Source organism: Limnohabitans sp. 15K, assembly GCF_002778285.1.
In the GTDB taxonomy this organism is placed as follows: Bacteria; Pseudomonadota; Gammaproteobacteria; order Burkholderiales; family Burkholderiaceae_C; genus Limnohabitans_A.
In genome coordinates, this window is the sequence record NZ_NESM01000005.1 from 154,769 (window position 1) to 171,576 (window position 16,808).

Sequence of the window (16,808 nt, forward strand, 5' to 3'; positions counted from 1 at the left end):
GTACGGGTTGCGTGCAATGCGCAATCGTCCGCCAACGCTGGTAGAGGCCAGCCGCCAAGACCGCTGAACGAGCCAAAAACTCGCTCAGCAATCAGTTCTGAAAGATCAAGCCCGGAGATCTCATGGCCTATTCATACACCGAACGCAAGCGAATCCGCAAAAGTTTCGGCAGCCGCGAAAGCGTGCTCGAAGTTCCTTACCTGCTGCAAATGCAAAAAGACGCTTACACGTCCTTCTTGCAAGCAGGTGTTGTTTCATCCAAACGCACACACGAGGGTTTACAAGCCGCATTTGAGTCTGCTTTCCCGATCGTGTCCCACAACGGTTTTGTGGAGATGAAATTCGTCGAGTACAACCTCGCCAAGCCAGCGTTTGACGTGCGCGAATGCCAGACCCGTGGTCTGACCTTCTCGTCGGCTGTGCGTGCGCGTGTTCAGCTCATCATTTACGACCGCGATTCCTCGACCTCACAAAACAAAGTGGTCAAAGAAGTGAAAGAGCAAGAGGTCTACATGGGCGAAGTGCCCCTGATGACCGACAAAGGCTCTTTCATCATCAACGGTACAGAGCGCGTGATCGTGTCTCAGTTGCACCGTTCGCCAGGCGTGTTCTTTGAGCACGACAAGGGCAAGACCCACAGCTCTGGCAAATTGCTGTTTTCTGCCCGCATCATCCCTTACCGCGGTTCGTGGCTCGACTTCGAATTCGACCCCAAAGACATCTTGTATTTCCGCGTCGACCGTCGTCGCAAGATGCCTGTGTCGATTCTGCTCAAGGCCATTGGCTTGAACCCTGAGTCGATCCTGGCGAACTTCTTCGTCAACGACAATTTCCGTCTGATGGACAGCGGTGCACAAATGGAATTTGTGGCCGAGCGTCTGCGCGGCGAAGTGGCACGTTTTGACATCACCGACAAGTCCGGCAAAGTGGTGGTGGCCAAAGACAAGCGCATCACCGTTCGTCACACCCGTGAACTCGAGCAATCGGGCACCACACACATCAGCGTGCCAGAAGACTACTTGCTCGGCCGTGTGGTCGCACGCAGCATTGTCGAAGCCGACACCGGCGAGATCATTGCCAAGGCCAACGAAGAGTTGACCGAAGCGCTGCTGAAAAAGCTGCGCACTTCAGGCATTCAAGACTTGCCTTGCATCTATACCAACGAACTCGACCAGGGCGCGTACATTTCGCAAACCCTGCGTATCGACGAAACCGTTGACGAATTCGCTGCACGCGTGGCCATCTACCGCATGATGCGTCCTGGCGAGCCGCCAACTGAAGACGCTGTGCAAGCCCTGTTCCAGCGCTTGTTCTACAACCCCGATACATACGATCTGTCCCGCGTTGGCCGCATGAAGTTCAACGCCCGTGTGGGTCGTCCAGACTCCACAGGCCCCATGGTCTTGACCAACGAAGACATCTTGGCTGTGGTCAAGATCTTGGTGGACCTGCGCAACGGCAACGGCGAAGTCGATGACATCGACCACTTGGGCAACCGCCGCGTGCGTTGCGTGGGCGAATTGGCTGAAAACCAATACCGCACAGGTTTGGCACGTATCGAAAAAGCTGTGAAAGAGCGTTTGGGTCAAGCTGAGCAAGAGCCACTCATGCCGCATGACCTGATCAACTCCAAGCCCATCTCGGCTGCGTTGAAAGAGTTCTTTGGCGCATCGCAGTTGTCTCAGTTCATGGACCAGACCAACCCTCTGGCCGAGATCACCCACAAGCGCCGTGTTTCGGCCCTTGGCCCAGGTGGTTTGACCCGCGAACGTGCAGGCTTTGAAGTGCGTGACGTGCACGTGACCCACTACGGTCGTGTTTGCCCTATCGAGACACCTGAAGGTCCAAACATCGGTTTGATCAACTCGCTGGCTTTGTACGCCCGCTTGAACGAGTACGGTTTCATTGAAACCCCGTACCGTCAAGTGATCGACGGCAAAGTCACAATGAACATCGATTACCTGTCGGCCATCGAAGAAGGCAAGTACGTCATTGCCCAGGCCAACGCGGCTTTGGACAAAGACGGCAAGCTGACGGGCGACTTGGTGTCTGCCCGTGAAAAAGGTGAATCCATCCTGTGCGGTGCCGAGCGCATTCAGTACATGGACGTGTCGCCTGCCCAGATCGTGTCGGTTGCGGCATCTCTGGTGCCATTCCTCGAGCACGACGACGCCAACCGCGCTTTGATGGGTGCGAACATGTCGCGTCAGGCCGTGCCTGTGCTTCGCCCTGAAAAGCCCATGGTCGGTACCGGTATCGAGCGCGTCGCAGCGGTCGACTCCGGCACCGTGGTCACAGCCACCCGTGGCGGTATCGTGGATTACGTCGATGCGACCCGCATCGTGATCCGCGTGAACGACGCTGAAGCTTTGGCTGGCGAAGTGGGTGTGGACATCTACAACCTGATCAAGTACCAGCGTTCCAACCAGAACACCAACATCCACCAGCGCCCCATCGTCAAGCGTGGCGACAAGCTGGCCAAGGGTGACGTGATTGCCGACGGCGCATCCACCGACCTGGGCGAAATCGCCATTGGTCAGAACATGCTGATCGCCTTCATGCCTTGGAACGGCTACAACTTCGAAGACTCGATCTTGATCTCTGAGCGTGTGGTGTCGGAAGACCGCTACACCTCGATCCACATCGAAGAACTCGTGGTCATGGCCCGTGACACCAAGTTGGGTGCCGAAGAAATTTCGCGCGACATCCCCAACTTGTCCGAGCAGCAACTGGGCCGTCTGGACGACTCCGGCATCATCTACGTGGGTGCAGAAGTGCAACCTGGCGATGTCTTGGTCGGCAAGGTCACGCCCAAGGGCGAGACCACCCTCACGCCTGAAGAGAAACTGCTGCGCGCCATCTTCGGCGAAAAAGCCAGCGATGTGAAAGACACCTCGCTGCGCGTGGACCAGGGCTCGCAAGGCACCGTGATCGACGTGCAGGTCTTCACCCGCGAAGGCATCGTGCGCGACAAGCGTGCTCAGCAGATCATCGACGATGAACTCAAGCGTTTCCGCTTGGACCTGAACGACCAGCTGCGCATTGTGGAAGCCGATGCATTTGACCGTATCGAGAAATTGCTGATTGGCCGCGTGGCCAACGGCGGCCCTCAGAAACTGGCCAAAGGCACCAAGCTCGACAAGGCCTACATGGATTCGGTCGAGAAGTTCCACTGGTTCGACATCCGCCCTGCGGAAGACGAAGTGGCCATGCAACTCGAGTCCATCAAGAACTCGCTGGAGCAAACCCGTCACAGCTTCGATTTGTCTTTTGAAGAAAAGCGCAAGAAGTTGACCCAAGGCGACGAGTTGCCTGCTGGCGTGCTCAAAATGGTCAAGGTTTATCTGGCCGTCAAGCGTCGCTTGCAGCCCGGTGACAAGATGGCCGGCCGTCACGGCAACAAGGGTGTGGTCTCCAAGATCGTCCCTGTTGAAGACATGCCTTACATGGCCGACGGCACCCCTGCGGACATCGTGTTGAACCCCTTGGGCGTTCCTTCACGTATGAACGTGGGTCAGGTGCTGGAAGTCCACTTGGGTTGGGCCGGCAAAGGCATTGGCCAGCGCATTGGCAACATGTTGCAAGCCGAAACCCAGCGCCTGGAAAAGATTGCCGATCTGCGCAAGTTGTTCGAGCAGTTGTACAACAGCATGGGCCGCAAAGAAGACTTGTCGCAACTGAGCGACGACGAAATTTTGTCCATGGCTGGCAACCTCAAAGAAGGTTTCCCATTCGCCACGCCCGTCTTCGACGGTGCTGCTGAAGAAGAAATCCGCGCCATGCTGCACCTGGCTTACCCAGAAGACTTGGCAAAGGCCAAGGGCCTGACAGCCACACGCACACAAGCCAACTTGTTTGACGGCCGCACAGGCGATGCCTTTGACCGTCCAACCACCATTGGCTACATGCACTTCTTGAAGCTGCACCACTTGGTGGACGACAAGATGCACGCCCGTTCGACCGGTCCTTACAGCTTGGTCACGCAGCAGCCGCTGGGTGGTAAAGCACAGTTCGGTGGTCAGCGTTTCGGTGAGATGGAAGTGTGGGCGCTGGAAGCGTATGGCGCCTCTTACGTTCTGCAAGAGATGCTCACCGTGAAGTCCGATGACGTGCAAGGCCGTACCAAGGTGTACGAGAGCATCGTCAAAGGCGAACACTCCATCGAAGCGGGCATGCCCGAGTCGTTCAACGTGCTGGTCAAGGAAATCCGTTCGCTGGGCCTTGACATCGAGCTCGAGCGTTCTTAATTCACAGGCAAAGGATTTAAACCATGAAATCACTACTCGACCTGTTCAAACAGTTCACGCCCGATGACCACTTCGATGCGATCCGCATCGGTCTGGCATCGCCCGAGAAGATCCGTTCGTGGTCTTTCGGTGAAGTGAAAAAGCCGGAAACCATCAACTACCGCACCTTCAAGCCCGAGCGCGATGGTCTGTTTTGCGCCAAGATCTTTGGCCCCATCAAAGACTACGAATGCCTGTGCGGCAAGTACAAGCGTCTCAAGCACCGCGGCGTGATCTGCGAGAAGTGCGGCGTTGAAGTCACACAGACCAAAGTGCGTCGCGAGCGCATGGGCCACATCGATTTGGCCGCGCCTTGCGCCCACATCTGGTTCCTGAAATCGCTGCCATCGCGTTTGGGCCTGGTGCTCGACATGACCCTGCGCGACATCGAACGCGTGCTGTACTTTGAAGCGTATGTCGTGACCGATCCCGGCATGACCCCGCTGAAGAAATTCGGCATCATGTCCGAAGACGACTACGACGCCAAAGTCAAAGAGTACGGCGACGAATTCGTGGCCAAAATGGGCGCTGAGGGCATTCGTGAATTGCTCGAAAGCATTGACATCGAAAGCGAAATCGAGCGCCTGCGTGGTGACTTGACGGGCTCCGAACTCAAGGTCAAGAAGAATTCCAAGCGCCTCAAAGTGTTGGAAGCTTTCAAGAAGTCGGGCATCAAGCCCGGCTGGATGGTGCTTGAAGTGTTGCCCGTGTTGCCACCGGACCTGCGTCCTTTGGTGCCACTGGACGGCGGCCGCTTTGCGACCTCCGACCTGAACGACTTGTACCGCCGCGTGATCAACCGCAACAGCCGTCTGCGCCGTTTGCTGGAATTGAAAGCGCCTGAAATCATTGCCCGCAACGAAAAGCGGATGCTGCAAGAAGCCGTGGACAGCTTGCTGGACAACGGCCGTCGCGGCAAGGCCATGACCGGCGCCAACAAGCGTGCCCTCAAGTCTTTGGCCGACATGATCAAAGGCAAGAGCGGTCGTTTCCGTCAGAACTTGCTGGGCAAACGCGTCGACTACTCCGGTCGTTCCGTCATTACCGTGGGCCCAACCCTCAAGCTGCACCAGTGCGGTCTGCCCAAGTTGATGGCCATCGAGTTGTTCAAGCCTTTCATCTTTGCGCGTCTCGAAGCCATGGGCATCGCGACCACCATCAAGGCCGCCAAGAAAGAAGTTGAAGCCGGTACACCGGTGGTGTGGGACATTCTGGAAGAGGTCATCAAAGAGCACCCCGTGATGCTCAACCGTGCGCCTACGCTGCACCGTTTGGGTATCCAGGCGTTTGAGCCCTTGCTGATTGAAGGCAAAGCCATTCAGTTGCACCCCCTCGTTTGCGCGGCTTTCAACGCCGACTTCGACGGTGACCAGATGGCCGTTCACGTGCCTTTGTCGGTGGAAGCCCAGATGGAAGCCCGCACCTTGATGCTGGCTTCGAACAACATCTTGTTCCCTGCCTCCGGCGAGCCATCTATCGTGCCTTCTCAAGACGTGGTGCTGGGTCTGTATTACGCGACCCGTGACCGCATCAACGCCAAAGGCGAAGGCCTGATCTTCTCCGACATCGGTGAAGTGCAGCGCGCCCTCGACGCCAATGCTGTCGAGTTGGCTGCCAAGATCAACGTGCGCATGACCGAGTGGACCAAAGACAAAGTCACGGGTGAATTCACTTCATCGGTGTCCATGGTCGAAACCACCGTGGGCCGCGCTTTGTTGTCGGAAATCTTGCCCAAGGGCCTGCCTTTCTCCAACCTGAACAAGGCGCTGAAGAAGAAAGAAATTTCCAAGCTGATCAATACGTCTTTCCGCAAGTGCGGTCTGAAAGAGACTGTGGTGTTCGCTGACAAGCTGTTGCAAAACGGTTTCCGTCTGGCCACCCGCGCCGGTATCTCGATCGGTATCGACGACATGTTGGTGCCACCTGAGAAGCCAGCCATCATTGAAGCCGCCGAAAAAGAAGTCAAAGACATCGAGCAGCAATACGTCTCGGGTCTCGTGACCTCTGGCGAGCGCTACAACAAGGTGGTGGACATCTGGGGCAAAGCCGGCGACGTCGTGTCCAAGGTGATGATGGATCAGCTCCGCAAAGAGCGCACCATTGACCGCCATGGCAATGAAGTCGATCAGGAATCGTTCAACTCGATTTACATGATGGCCGACTCCGGTGCCCGCGGCTCTGCAGCGCAGATTCGCCAGTTGGCCGGTATGCGTGGTCTGATGGCCAAGCCTGATGGCTCGATCATTGAGACCCCTATCACGGCGAACTTCCGTGAAGGCCTGAACGTGTTGCAGTACTTCATCTCGACACACGGTGCACGTAAGGGTCTGGCCGATACGGCCTTGAAGACAGCCAACTCGGGTTACCTGACCCGTCGTCTGGTCGACGTGACCCAAGACTTGGTCGTGACCGAGCTCGATTGCGGCACCTCCGACGGCTCGCTGATGCGCGCCATCGTTGAAGGTGGTGAAGTGATCGAATCGCTGCGCGACCGTATCTTGGGCCGTACCGTCGTCGAAGACGTGTTGCACCCAGAGAACCGCGCTGTGCTGGTCGAAGCGGGTGTCTTGCTCGACGAAGACTTGCTCGACGAAATCGAAGCTGCAGGCGTGGACGAAGTCAAAGTGCGCACAGCGCTGACTTGCGAAACACGTTTTGGTTTGTGCGCCAAGTGCTACGGCCGCGATCTGGGCCGTGGTGGCTTGGTCAACAACGGCGAAGCCGTCGGTGTGATCGCTGCGCAGTCGATTGGCGAGCCTGGTACTCAGCTGACCATGCGCACGTTCCACATTGGTGGCGCGGCTTCGCGTGCAGCGGTGGCTTCCAGTGTGGACGCCAAGTCCAACGGCACCATCGGCTTCAATGCCACCATGCGCTACGTGACCAACACCAAGGGTGAGTTGGTGGTGATTTCCCGTTCCGGCGAAATCGTCATCAGTGAACACGGCCGTGAGCGCGAGCGTCACAAAGTGCCTTACGGTGCGATCTTGTCGATCAAAGCCGACCAGACCATCAAGGCCGGCACTATTCTTGCCAATTGGGATCCATTGACACGCCCGATCATCACGGAATTCGCCGGCCAGGTGAAGTTCGAGAACGTCGAAGAAGGCCTGACAGTGGCCAAGCAGCTGGACGAAGTGACTGGTTTGTCTACCCTGGTGGTCATTGACCCCAAGCGCCGTGGCGCTGCCAAGGTCATCCGTCCTCAGGTCAAACTGATCGACGCCGCTGGCAAAGAAGTCAAGATCCCCGGTACCGACCATTCGGTGACCATCGGCTTCCAGATCGGCTCGCTGATCCAGGTGCGCGACGGCATGGACGTGGGCCCAGGCGAAGTGCTGGCCCGTATTCCGGTCGAAGGTCAAAAGACCCGAGACATTACCGGCGGTTTGCCCCGTGTGGCCGAACTGTTCGAAGCCCGTACGCCCAAAGACAAAGGCATGCTGGCCGAGATCACCGGTACGGTGTCGTTTGGTAAAGAGACCAAAGGCAAGGTCCGCTTGCAGATCACCGACCCTGAAGGCAAGGTCTGGGATGAACTGATCCCCAAAGAGAAGAACATCCTGGTGCACGAAGGCCAAGTGGTCAATAAGGGCGAGAGCATTGTGGACGGCCCAGCCGATCCACAAGACATCTTGCGTTTGTTGGGCATCGAAGAGCTGGCCCGCTACATCGTCGATGAAGTGCAGGACGTTTACCGCTTGCAAGGCGTGAAGATCAACGACAAGCACATCGAAGTGATTGTTCGTCAGATGCTGCGCCGCGTGGTGGTCGAGAACATTGGTGAGTCCACCTACATCTCGGGTGAACAAGTGGAGCGTTCCGAAATGCTCAACACCAACGACGCATTGCAAGCCGAAGGCAAGATTCCTGCGACATTCAGCAACTTGTTGCTGGGTATCACCAAGGCTTCTTTGTCGACCGACTCGTTCATCTCGGCCGCTTCCTTCCAGGAAACGACCCGTGTGTTGACCGAAGCGGCCATCATGGGCAAGCGCGACGAGCTCCGTGGCTTGAAAGAGAACGTGATCGTGGGTCGTTTGATCCCTGCCGGTACGGGTTTGGCTTATCACAAAGCCCGTGCTGTCAAGGACGCCATGGACGACGCCGAACGCAAAGCCATTGCCGACGCGGAAGCTGCGGACTTGGCTGGCGAGTCGACTGAAGACACCGTCACCGACGCCGGCGAAGCCGTCTGAGTGACGCGTTCACCCTTCGCACGGTGAACGATGTGAACAGCCCCTGCACCGTTTCGCGGTCAGGGGCTGTTTTTATGGTGAAGGTTCAACAAAGGTGAAAGCATGGAAGCGTTGATCTTTGGCTTGCTAATGGCCATCGCCTTGTTTTGGGCTGTCGGGGCGCACAACCGCTTGGTGCGATTGCGTGCCGAAGTGGTTCGGCAGTGGGACAGTGTCGATGCCGTTTGGTTGCGTTTGCTGGTTCGGTTGCAAGGCGGCATTGCTGCGCGCCAATCGCTGGTCGCCCCACCTGTGGGCGAAGGTGTGGCTGAAGGTGAGGGCGAGCTTCAAGCCTTGCAGTCGGCTTGTGACGAGTTGATAGAAGCCTTGCTGCAAGCCCGTTTGCAACCTTTGGCTGTTGATGGGCAAAAGCAATTACTGGCTTTGCACCAAAAAGTGGTGCTAGAAATTCGCGCATTGCTGCAGACAGACAACGAAGCGGTCAAGCCCGATCTGGAGATTGCTTTGAGCCGGATGCGCCAAACACTGCCTGCCGCCTTGATTCCTTACCATGTTGCCGTGGCCACTTACAACGACGCCTTGGCCATGCAGCCCGCCGCTTGGCTGGCAAAGCGTCTAGGGCTTCAGCCCGCCACCAAAATGGATTTGTCGGTGAGTGCCAGCTGAGACCGCTCTGAGATCAACCATGAAACAACACGATGCCATTCATGCCCAAGCCGTGCAAGGGCAGTCGCCACCGCTGTGGCGATTGCTCCAAGGCACTGCAGCTGCTGTGCAAGCCATGCGCCAAGGGCGCTCGCTCACGGCGCAGCTGGACACTGTGCCTGCTGAGCTGCGACCCGGTGTGCAAGCGCTGAGTTTTCAGGTCCTGCGGCAGCTGGGCCGAGCCACGGCCTTGCGTCAACTGCTGGCCAGCAAAACACCACCGCCCGCGGTCGATGCCTTGCTCTGCAGTGCGCTGGCACTTTGCTGGAACGATGAACTGGCGCTCTACCCCATCCATACCTTGGTCAACCAAGCCGTCGAGGCCGCACGCCAACAACGCACCACACAAGCACAAAGCGGTTTCGTCAATGCCTGTTTGCGTCGTTTTATGCGTGAACGTGAGGCCTTGGTGCAAAGCACAGACGCAGACCCCCAAGCGCAATGGAACCATCCACGGTGGTGGGTGGAACGTTTGCAGGCAGACCACCCTTTGCATTGGCAGACGCTCTTGTCGCTCGCCCAAACACCTGCACCCATGACGCTGCGGGTCAACACCCGGCACCACAGTGTGGCTGCTTACCAAAACCAGTTGACCGCCCTAGGGGTGTCATCCAAAGCCGTGGGCGCGCAAGGTTTGCAGTTGAGCAAAGCCTTGCCCGTGAACCAATTGCCCGGTTTTGCCGCAGGCCATGTGTCGGTTCAAGATGCTGCTGCGCAATTGGCTGCGCCCCTGTTGATGCAGGAGATGGACACCCAAAAGGCATGGCGAATTCTGGATGCGTGTGCCGCGCCGGGTGGAAAAACGGGCCATTTGCTGGAGTTGTATCCCCAAGCCCATGTGCTGGCTTTGGATGTGGATGCTTCGCGTTGCGAGCGTATCCATCAAAATTTGCAGCGCCTAGGCTTGCAAGCCCAAGTGAAAGCCGCCGATGCGGGGCAGCCCGCTGCATGGTGGGATGGCCAGCTGTTGGATGCCATCTTGTTGGACGCGCCTTGCACGGCATCGGGTATTGTGCGTCGGCACCCCGATGTGCGTTGGTTGCGCCGACCGACCGACAGTGGCCAGTTGGCCCAAACACAGGCCATGTTGCTCAAGGCCCTGTGGCCCTTGCTCAAGCCAGGTGGCCGCCTGCTGTATTGCACCTGCTCGGTTTTCAAGGCCGAGGGCGACGAGACGGTGCAAGCGTTTCTTCAGCGCAACACAGATGCCCAATTACGCCCCTCGCCGGGCCATTTGATACCCGGTCAGGCCCCCGCAAGCCTGCCAGTCGATCACAATCCCATGGGTGAACACGATGGGTTTTATTACGCACTGCTGGAAAAGCGTCGGGGCTGAACTCCGGCGTGCTTTGTGCTGGGTCCTAGGGGCCTGGCTCCTGACTGCGTCTGCAGCTTGGGCCCAGACCTCTTTGGCAGAGCTCACTGAATTGCACGCCGAGCGGCGTGATGCTGCGCTTTATTTGACCGCCCAGCTCAAGCTGGAGTTGGCACCAGCCGTTGAAGACGCCTTGGTCAAAGGGCTGGCCGTTCATTTTGTGGCTGAGGCCGAGGTCATGCGTGACCGCTGGTACTGGTATGACCTCAAAGTGGGCACAGCCTACCGTTATTACCGATTGGCATTTCAACCCCTCACACGCCGCTGGCGTTTGAACGTGTCCAATGAGCCCATTTCTGGGACGGGCCTGGCCGGGAGCATTTCACAAAGTTTTGAAAACCTGTCCGACGCGTTGGCTGTGATCCGGCGTCAGTCCGGCTGGAAAATCGCCGAAATGGCCGATGTTTCCACCGATGCCCGCCAATATGTGGCGTACCGATTTCGGTTGGACATCTCGCAGCTGCCAAGGCCGTTTCAGATCGCGGCAGGCAACCAGGCCGAATGGTCCATGAGCGTGGCCAAGCAAATGCGCTTGACCGCTGACATGGTGCGCTGAGATGCGTGGTTTCAACAAGCACTCTGACAAGCAGGCACAAGAGGCCTCACGCACCAGCCGCTGGCTTTTGGGTTTGGGCGCCTTGGCCATGGCTGTGATTGGCTTGGGACTGCTGGTGTTGATGACCCAAGCCACCGGCAATCGCGAAAGCTACAACCAAAATTACGAATGGTTGGCCCTGATCAATGCAGTTGTGGCCAGTGGCTTGTTGGTCACCATCTTGTGGGGTGCCATCCGGCTTTTGCTTCGGCTGCGGCGTGGCCAATTTGGTGCACGTTTGCTGGTGAAGCTGGCGGGTATTTTCGCTTTGGTGGGCGTGATACCTGGCTTGCTGATTTATGTGGTGTCCTACCAATTTGTCTCGCGCTCCATCGAAAGCTGGTTCGATGTCAAAGTCGAGGCCGCTTTGGTGGCTGGCCTCAATTTAGGGCGCGCTACTTTGGACACCTTGAGCTCAGACCTTTCCAAACAAGCGCGTGTGGCCGCGACCCAGTTGAGTGATGTGCCCGATGTGAGTGCAGGCATTGCCTTGGAAAAAATGAGAGAGCAACTGGGCGTCAGCGATGCCGTGTTGTGGAGCACCAGTGGCCGCATGGTGGCCAGTGCAGGGCAATCTCGATTTCAGATTCGCCCAGAACGCCCACCCACCCAGCAAATCAAAGACGCACGCCAAAAAGGTCGTGTGGAATGGGTGGAGGGATTTGACGACAGCCCACCCGGCGCTGACAAGGGGCGCATCAAAGTGTTGGTTTTGCTGCCTCAAGCGGGCCTCTCATTTGACGAAGACCGCCGTTTGCTGCAATTGACCCAAGAGCTTCCCCCCACCTTGGTCAACAACGCATTGGAAGTACAGGCGGCTTATCGCGAGTACCAAGAACGGGCATTGGCCCGAGACGGTTTGCGCCGCATGTACATCGGCACCTTGACCCTCAGTTTGTTCTTGGCGGTATTGGGTGCCATTTTGTTGGCGGTGGTGCTGGGCAATCAACTGGCAAGGCCCTTGTTGTTGTTGGCTCTGGGCATGCGTCAGGTGGCCGCAGGCGACTTGACGCCCAAGTTGGCCCTGCAAGGCAAAGACGAGCTGGGTGGTTTGACCCGATCTTTCGCCGACATGACACAGCAACTGCTCGATGCCCGAACCCACGAACAGCGCAGTTTGGTTCAGTTGGACACCGCCCGTGGCAACCTGCAGACCATCTTGGACAACTTGACGGCAGGCGTGATGGTGATGGATGCGCAAGGCGTAATCCAGTCGACCAATCCTGGGGCCACACGCATTTTGCGCGTGCCAGTCGCGGCGCACCAAGGGCTGCCATTGCTCAGCTTGCCGACATTGGCATCTTTTGCCAATGGCGTGGCCGAGCAGTTTGCCTTGTTGCGTGTGGAAAAAGACGCGCACGAACTCGACCATTGGCAAAAATCTTTTGAAATCCACGCCACGGGCCAAGGTTTGTCAGAGACAGCGGTCACCTTGCTGGCCCGGGGTGCACTGTTGCCTGACGGCATGCGCCTTTTGGTGTTTGACGATATTTCCGAAATCGTGTCGGCCGAGCGGGCGCAAGCTTGGGGCGAAGTGGCCAGGCGCTTGGCCCACGAGATCAAAAATCCACTGACCCCCATCCAGTTGTCGGCTGAACGGCTTCAGCGAAAACTCATCGGCAAACTGGATGCCCAAGACGATGCGGTGCTTCACAAATCGGTCAAAACCATCGTGGACCAAGTCGACTCCATGAAGCGCTTGGTCAACGAGTTCCGCGACTATGCCCGCTTGCCATCGGCAGAGTTGAAGCCCGTGCAACTCAATGACCTGATTGCCGACTTGATGGTCTTGTATGCGAATGAACCGACCGATCAGGTGCACCGTGCGGTGGTTGTCACAGATCTTGATCCCACTTGTCCACCCATCATGGGGGACGAGCAGCAACTTCGGCAAGTGATTCACAACCTGCTGCAAAACGCGCAAGATGCCTGCGAGATCAAGGGGCTTTTGCCACACAACGCACGCGTGGGCTTGCGCACAGAGTGGCATGCTGCGCGCCATCGGGTCCGTTTGAGAGTCACGGACACGGGGCCTGGTTTCGAGCCCAACATCCTCAAACGCGCCTTCGAGCCCTATGTCACCACCAAGGCCAAAGGCACGGGTTTGGGCTTGGCAGTGGTCAAAAAAATTGCCGATGAACATGCGGCCAAAATTGAACTGGGCAATGTCCTGCAGGATGGTGAAATCCAAGGGGCTCAAGTCTCGTTATCATTCGCAGTAGATTCCACGATGGACCGCGCGCAAGCATCCACGCCTTGAACAGAGACAAGACAGACACTATGGCAAATATTTTGGTGGTTGATGACGAGTTGGGCATCCGTGACCTGCTGTCAGAAATCCTGTTTGACGAAGGTCATCAAGTAGAGTTGGCAGAAAACGCCGCCATGGCCCGAGAGGCCAGGCAACGCATGCGCCCTGACCTGGTCTTGCTGGACATCTGGATGCCGGACACCGACGGTGTGAGTCTTTTAAAAGAGTGGGCAGCCTCGGGCTTGCTCAATATGCCGGTCATCATGATGAGTGGCCACGCCACCATTGACACTGCTGTCGACGCCGTCAAGATTGGTGCGCAGGCCTTCCTGGAAAAGCCCATCACCCTGCAAAAATTGCTCTCTGCCGTTGAGCAGGGCTTGGCGCGCGATCAAGTCAAACAGGCCATCCATGCTGCAAGCCTGTCGCAAACAGTGGCCGTCGCCTCCTCGGTGGTCAATGGCGAAGTCGTCATGGCTGCACTCGAGGTGGAACAAACCTTTGACCTCGATCGCCCTTTGCGCGAGGCGCGTGATGCGTTTGAAAAAGCTTATTTTGAATTCCACCTGGCCAACGAAGCGGGATCCATGACGAAAGTGGCTGAAAAAACAGGCCTTGAGCGCACCCACCTGTACAGAAAACTCAAGCAGTTGGGTGTTGACTTGTCTCGCAGCAAGCGTCATGGGTGATTTGTTTTCCGCCTTCAAAAGGGTTGGATAAGTCTGCTACAATTTGCCTCTTGGCCCGGTAGCTCAGTTGGTAGAGCAGCGGATTGAAAAAGTCCGTCCGGCGCTAGAACTTCAGCATTAATGGCGCCTGCAAATTGGGTGCAAAACGGTGCGGCACACTCTGTGCTGACAGTGCCAAATCCCCCCTTCTAAAGTTAATTCAAAGTAGTTCAAAACTGCTGTGCTGGCAGCTGCTTGGCTGTGTGTTGGCGTGGCGCTTCAGCTAGCGCAGCCCCCAGCTTTTTCCAACGCTCTGCAACGCTTTTACAAGCCCTACAGGATGCTTTTTGCCCAGCGGGTAGGCATTGGGCGTAGGGGTGTGAAACCGGTGGTTGTAGAGATTTCTTTGGTGACGCAGTCAAACGAGCGTAATTAAAATTGACGCTTGACTATCTATCTCCGATTCCAATTGAACTCAACCGTACCCTTACGAACGACTTGCTACCTCTCGGGTTATGGAAGTCAATTAGACAAAGGACAGGAGGCGTTTTTGTTGGATCATGGTTTCTTGGAATGACAAGACGCAGCTCATGTGCAACTCATTCGTTACGAAGCGTATGTAAGATGAGATAAGTTTTACATTACCTAGGATTAATTTTGTGGAGACGCTAAATTGAAGTATCTGTTCACTATTGTTTTTCTGCTTGTCACGAAGACGCTGTACGCTCAAGAATACATGGCGGCTGGAAGATTTGATGTGCGACCGTCTTGGGAGGATGCAACGGTTTATATACCGGGGAAGATTTTCCCTACCAACACCAAAGCAATTGAGCTAACAGCCCAAACGGATGTCGTGGTTTTCATGCATGGGTGCACTGGCATCAAGGGCGATGAGGTGGCTTGGGCAAAGTTCCTTAACGACTTAGGATATTTGGTCGTTTTACCAAACAGCTTGGCCATCAAGGGTCGAGTGGTTAATTGCAGCCCATCATCATTTACGACGACGAATGGCTCCATGAGTCCCGCAGATCTTTTTATGATCAGGGCAAGAGAATTCCGGTACTCATTCGATCAGCTTAGAAAGAACCCTAGTGTTGGCAAGATTTTTCTAGCTGGATTTAGCGAAGGGGCTGCGACAGTTCATTTTTATCGCGGTAAAGGATTATTCGCTGGGTTGATTTCAATCAGTTCTTTCTGCAGAGGACCTGTAAGCGCACCAAGGGATGCACCCATACTTACCATTGACTATGAACAAGACCCGTACTTCCCAACCAAATACTTGTGTGAAGAAAAATACGGCAGTCACGACAGTTTTACAAAAGTTATCTTGGACGGCGGTGGCCATGAAGCCGCTCGTAACAAAAAGGCAGAACAGGCGGTGAAAGAGTTCCTGTCGAAAAATTGAAAATCGTATTTTCAACTTAACAGCAAGATTTAGAACTATTGAGGAAAGTGGATTGGCTATCGCAGCACATTGAGAAGCGTCAAATTAATTGACGCTTTGAAATAGCAAGATTTCAGGTGAGATTTACTGGGATCTGAGTCCGTCCAAAGTGGCGGGTTATAGGTTGTCCGGATTGGTGGTCTGAAAACAAACTGCGTTCAACACGAAAGGACGCAGATCATGTTGAATTTTGACTCAGCAACACTTTCCCAATTTACGGGAACAGAACGCTACTACCGCATCAGTCGCAGGCACTTTCTGACAGATGGAACGAAATACCTTGCAGAGCAAGCCGAGTGTTTTTGGATGATGGATGCCATCGCCAGCCATTTAATTGAAATTGGTACGACGGATTGGTTTGTTGTTGTCAAGACCACTGTCAACGATGCCTCAGCACTCATGGTCTATGAGGATGGCAACGGACATGAACACGCAAGGCAGGAAATTCCTTACACAGATTTTCCGCTTGCTGAAATCACACTCTACGCCTGCTGGGACGGCGAGCATTGGGTGATCATGTTGCCCAGCGAGTATTGATTCGCAGTTTCAAATGTCCTTCAACTCTTGAATAAAACTCTTGAGTAAGGGGCCTTCGTAGGCGGTGCGATCATCAATGTCAAGAGAGTCTTCATGCGGGCTGACCATTGTGACTCTCATAGGCTTATTGATTCCACCATTGAACTCCCAATAGTCCCAATAAAAGTTCTCATCAGCCGGATCGGGTTTGACTTGCTGTTCAGGCACCCACCCACGGCCTCTGAGTTCAATATGTTCACCTGCTTTGATTCTTGACCAAGTTCCTTCATCTAGGCGAAGGGCTAGCCACATCCATTCGTAACCGCAATCTGGATCAATTACGACACCTGTGGATTTGGGCACAGAGACCAGCACAAGTTTCTGGAGTTGATCCCGTAAGTCACGTACATCAATTGTCTGCCGTTCAAGCGAAGCGGCAATTTGTGCAAGTGCATTTTCAATGCGATCAAGTTGTGAGGACATAAAACGCCTGACGTATTGACTTTGATTGGGCTTCAGCTGGGCTTCAAATCAGCCCTACAACGCACGTATAGAAAGCGCCTAAGCCGTCTCAGTTGTGGAAGAAAAAATGACAGCGTATAGGGCTGCTTGCAATTGCGCTATACCTCTCGTCCACTTGCGTGTTGATTAGCCAGACAAACTGAGCCAGTGTTTGCATCGAATATTGAGCCACTGGTTTTTAAAGAATTGGCTTATTCGGTTGTGGATAAGTTTAGCTGTTCTGTGTTTTTAGCTCCTTTCGTTTTGG

General features: G+C 55.6%; 10 protein-coding genes. 9 read left to right on the plus strand and 1 reads right to left on the minus strand.

Going from position 1 to position 16,808, the window contains the following annotated elements; genetic code table 11:
- Positions 1-122: 122 nt before the first annotated feature.
- The 9 genes from rpoB (at position 123) to B9Z40_RS15515 (ending at position 16,060) form a co-directional block, all read left to right on the plus strand.
- Complete coding sequence (gene rpoB / locus B9Z40_RS15475) at positions 123-4,247, plus strand: DNA-directed RNA polymerase subunit beta (protein WP_100174248.1); 4,125 nt, start codon at positions 123-125, stop codon at positions 4,245-4,247.
- A 23-nt stretch (positions 4,248-4,270) separates the two neighbouring features.
- Positions 4,271-8,485: a DNA-directed RNA polymerase subunit beta' gene (gene rpoC / locus B9Z40_RS15480; protein ID WP_100174249.1), complete on the plus strand. Its 4,215-nt coding sequence runs from the start codon at positions 4,271-4,273 to the stop codon at positions 8,483-8,485.
- A 102-nt stretch (positions 8,486-8,587) separates the two neighbouring features.
- Entirely contained in the window at positions 8,588-9,151 is a 564-nt protein-coding gene (locus B9Z40_RS15485) for a hypothetical protein (RefSeq protein WP_100174250.1), read from the plus strand.
- 19 nt (positions 9,152-9,170) lie between these two features.
- Positions 9,171-10,526, plus strand: coding sequence for a 16S rRNA (cytosine(967)-C(5))-methyltransferase RsmB (gene rsmB, locus B9Z40_RS15490; RefSeq protein ID WP_100174251.1), 1,356 nt, complete (start codon positions 9,171-9,173; stop codon positions 10,524-10,526).
- A 73-nt stretch (positions 10,527-10,599) separates the two neighbouring features.
- Positions 10,600-11,121: a DUF4390 domain-containing protein gene (locus tag B9Z40_RS15495; RefSeq protein WP_233204936.1), complete on the plus strand. Its 522-nt coding sequence runs from the start codon at positions 10,600-10,602 to the stop codon at positions 11,119-11,121.
- 1 nt (position 11,122) lies between these two features.
- Positions 11,123-13,420: an ATP-binding protein gene (locus B9Z40_RS15500; RefSeq protein ID WP_100174253.1), complete on the plus strand. Its 2,298-nt coding sequence runs from the start codon at positions 11,123-11,125 to the stop codon at positions 13,418-13,420.
- 20 nt (positions 13,421-13,440) lie between these two features.
- On the plus strand, positions 13,441-14,100 hold the full coding sequence (locus B9Z40_RS15505) for a response regulator (protein ID WP_100174254.1): 660 nt from the start codon (positions 13,441-13,443) through the stop codon (positions 14,098-14,100).
- Positions 14,101-14,752: 652 nt separating this feature from the next.
- Positions 14,753-15,484, plus strand: coding sequence for a hypothetical protein (locus B9Z40_RS15510; protein ID WP_100174255.1), 732 nt, complete (start codon positions 14,753-14,755; stop codon positions 15,482-15,484).
- 219 nt (positions 15,485-15,703) lie between these two features.
- Positions 15,704-16,060 carry a DUF6876 family protein gene (locus B9Z40_RS15515; RefSeq protein ID WP_100174256.1) on the plus strand — a complete coding sequence of 119 codons (357 nt, stop codon included), beginning with the start codon at positions 15,704-15,706 and terminating at the stop codon, positions 16,058-16,060.
- A gap of 9 nt (positions 16,061-16,069) precedes the next feature.
- Here the strand turns inward: B9Z40_RS15515 and B9Z40_RS17180 are convergent, their stop codons facing one another.
- A complete protein-coding gene (locus tag B9Z40_RS17180; protein ID WP_143473998.1) occupies positions 16,070-16,522 on the minus strand; it encodes a hypothetical protein in 453 nt (150 codons plus the stop codon).
- Positions 16,523-16,808: the final 286 nt, after the last annotated feature.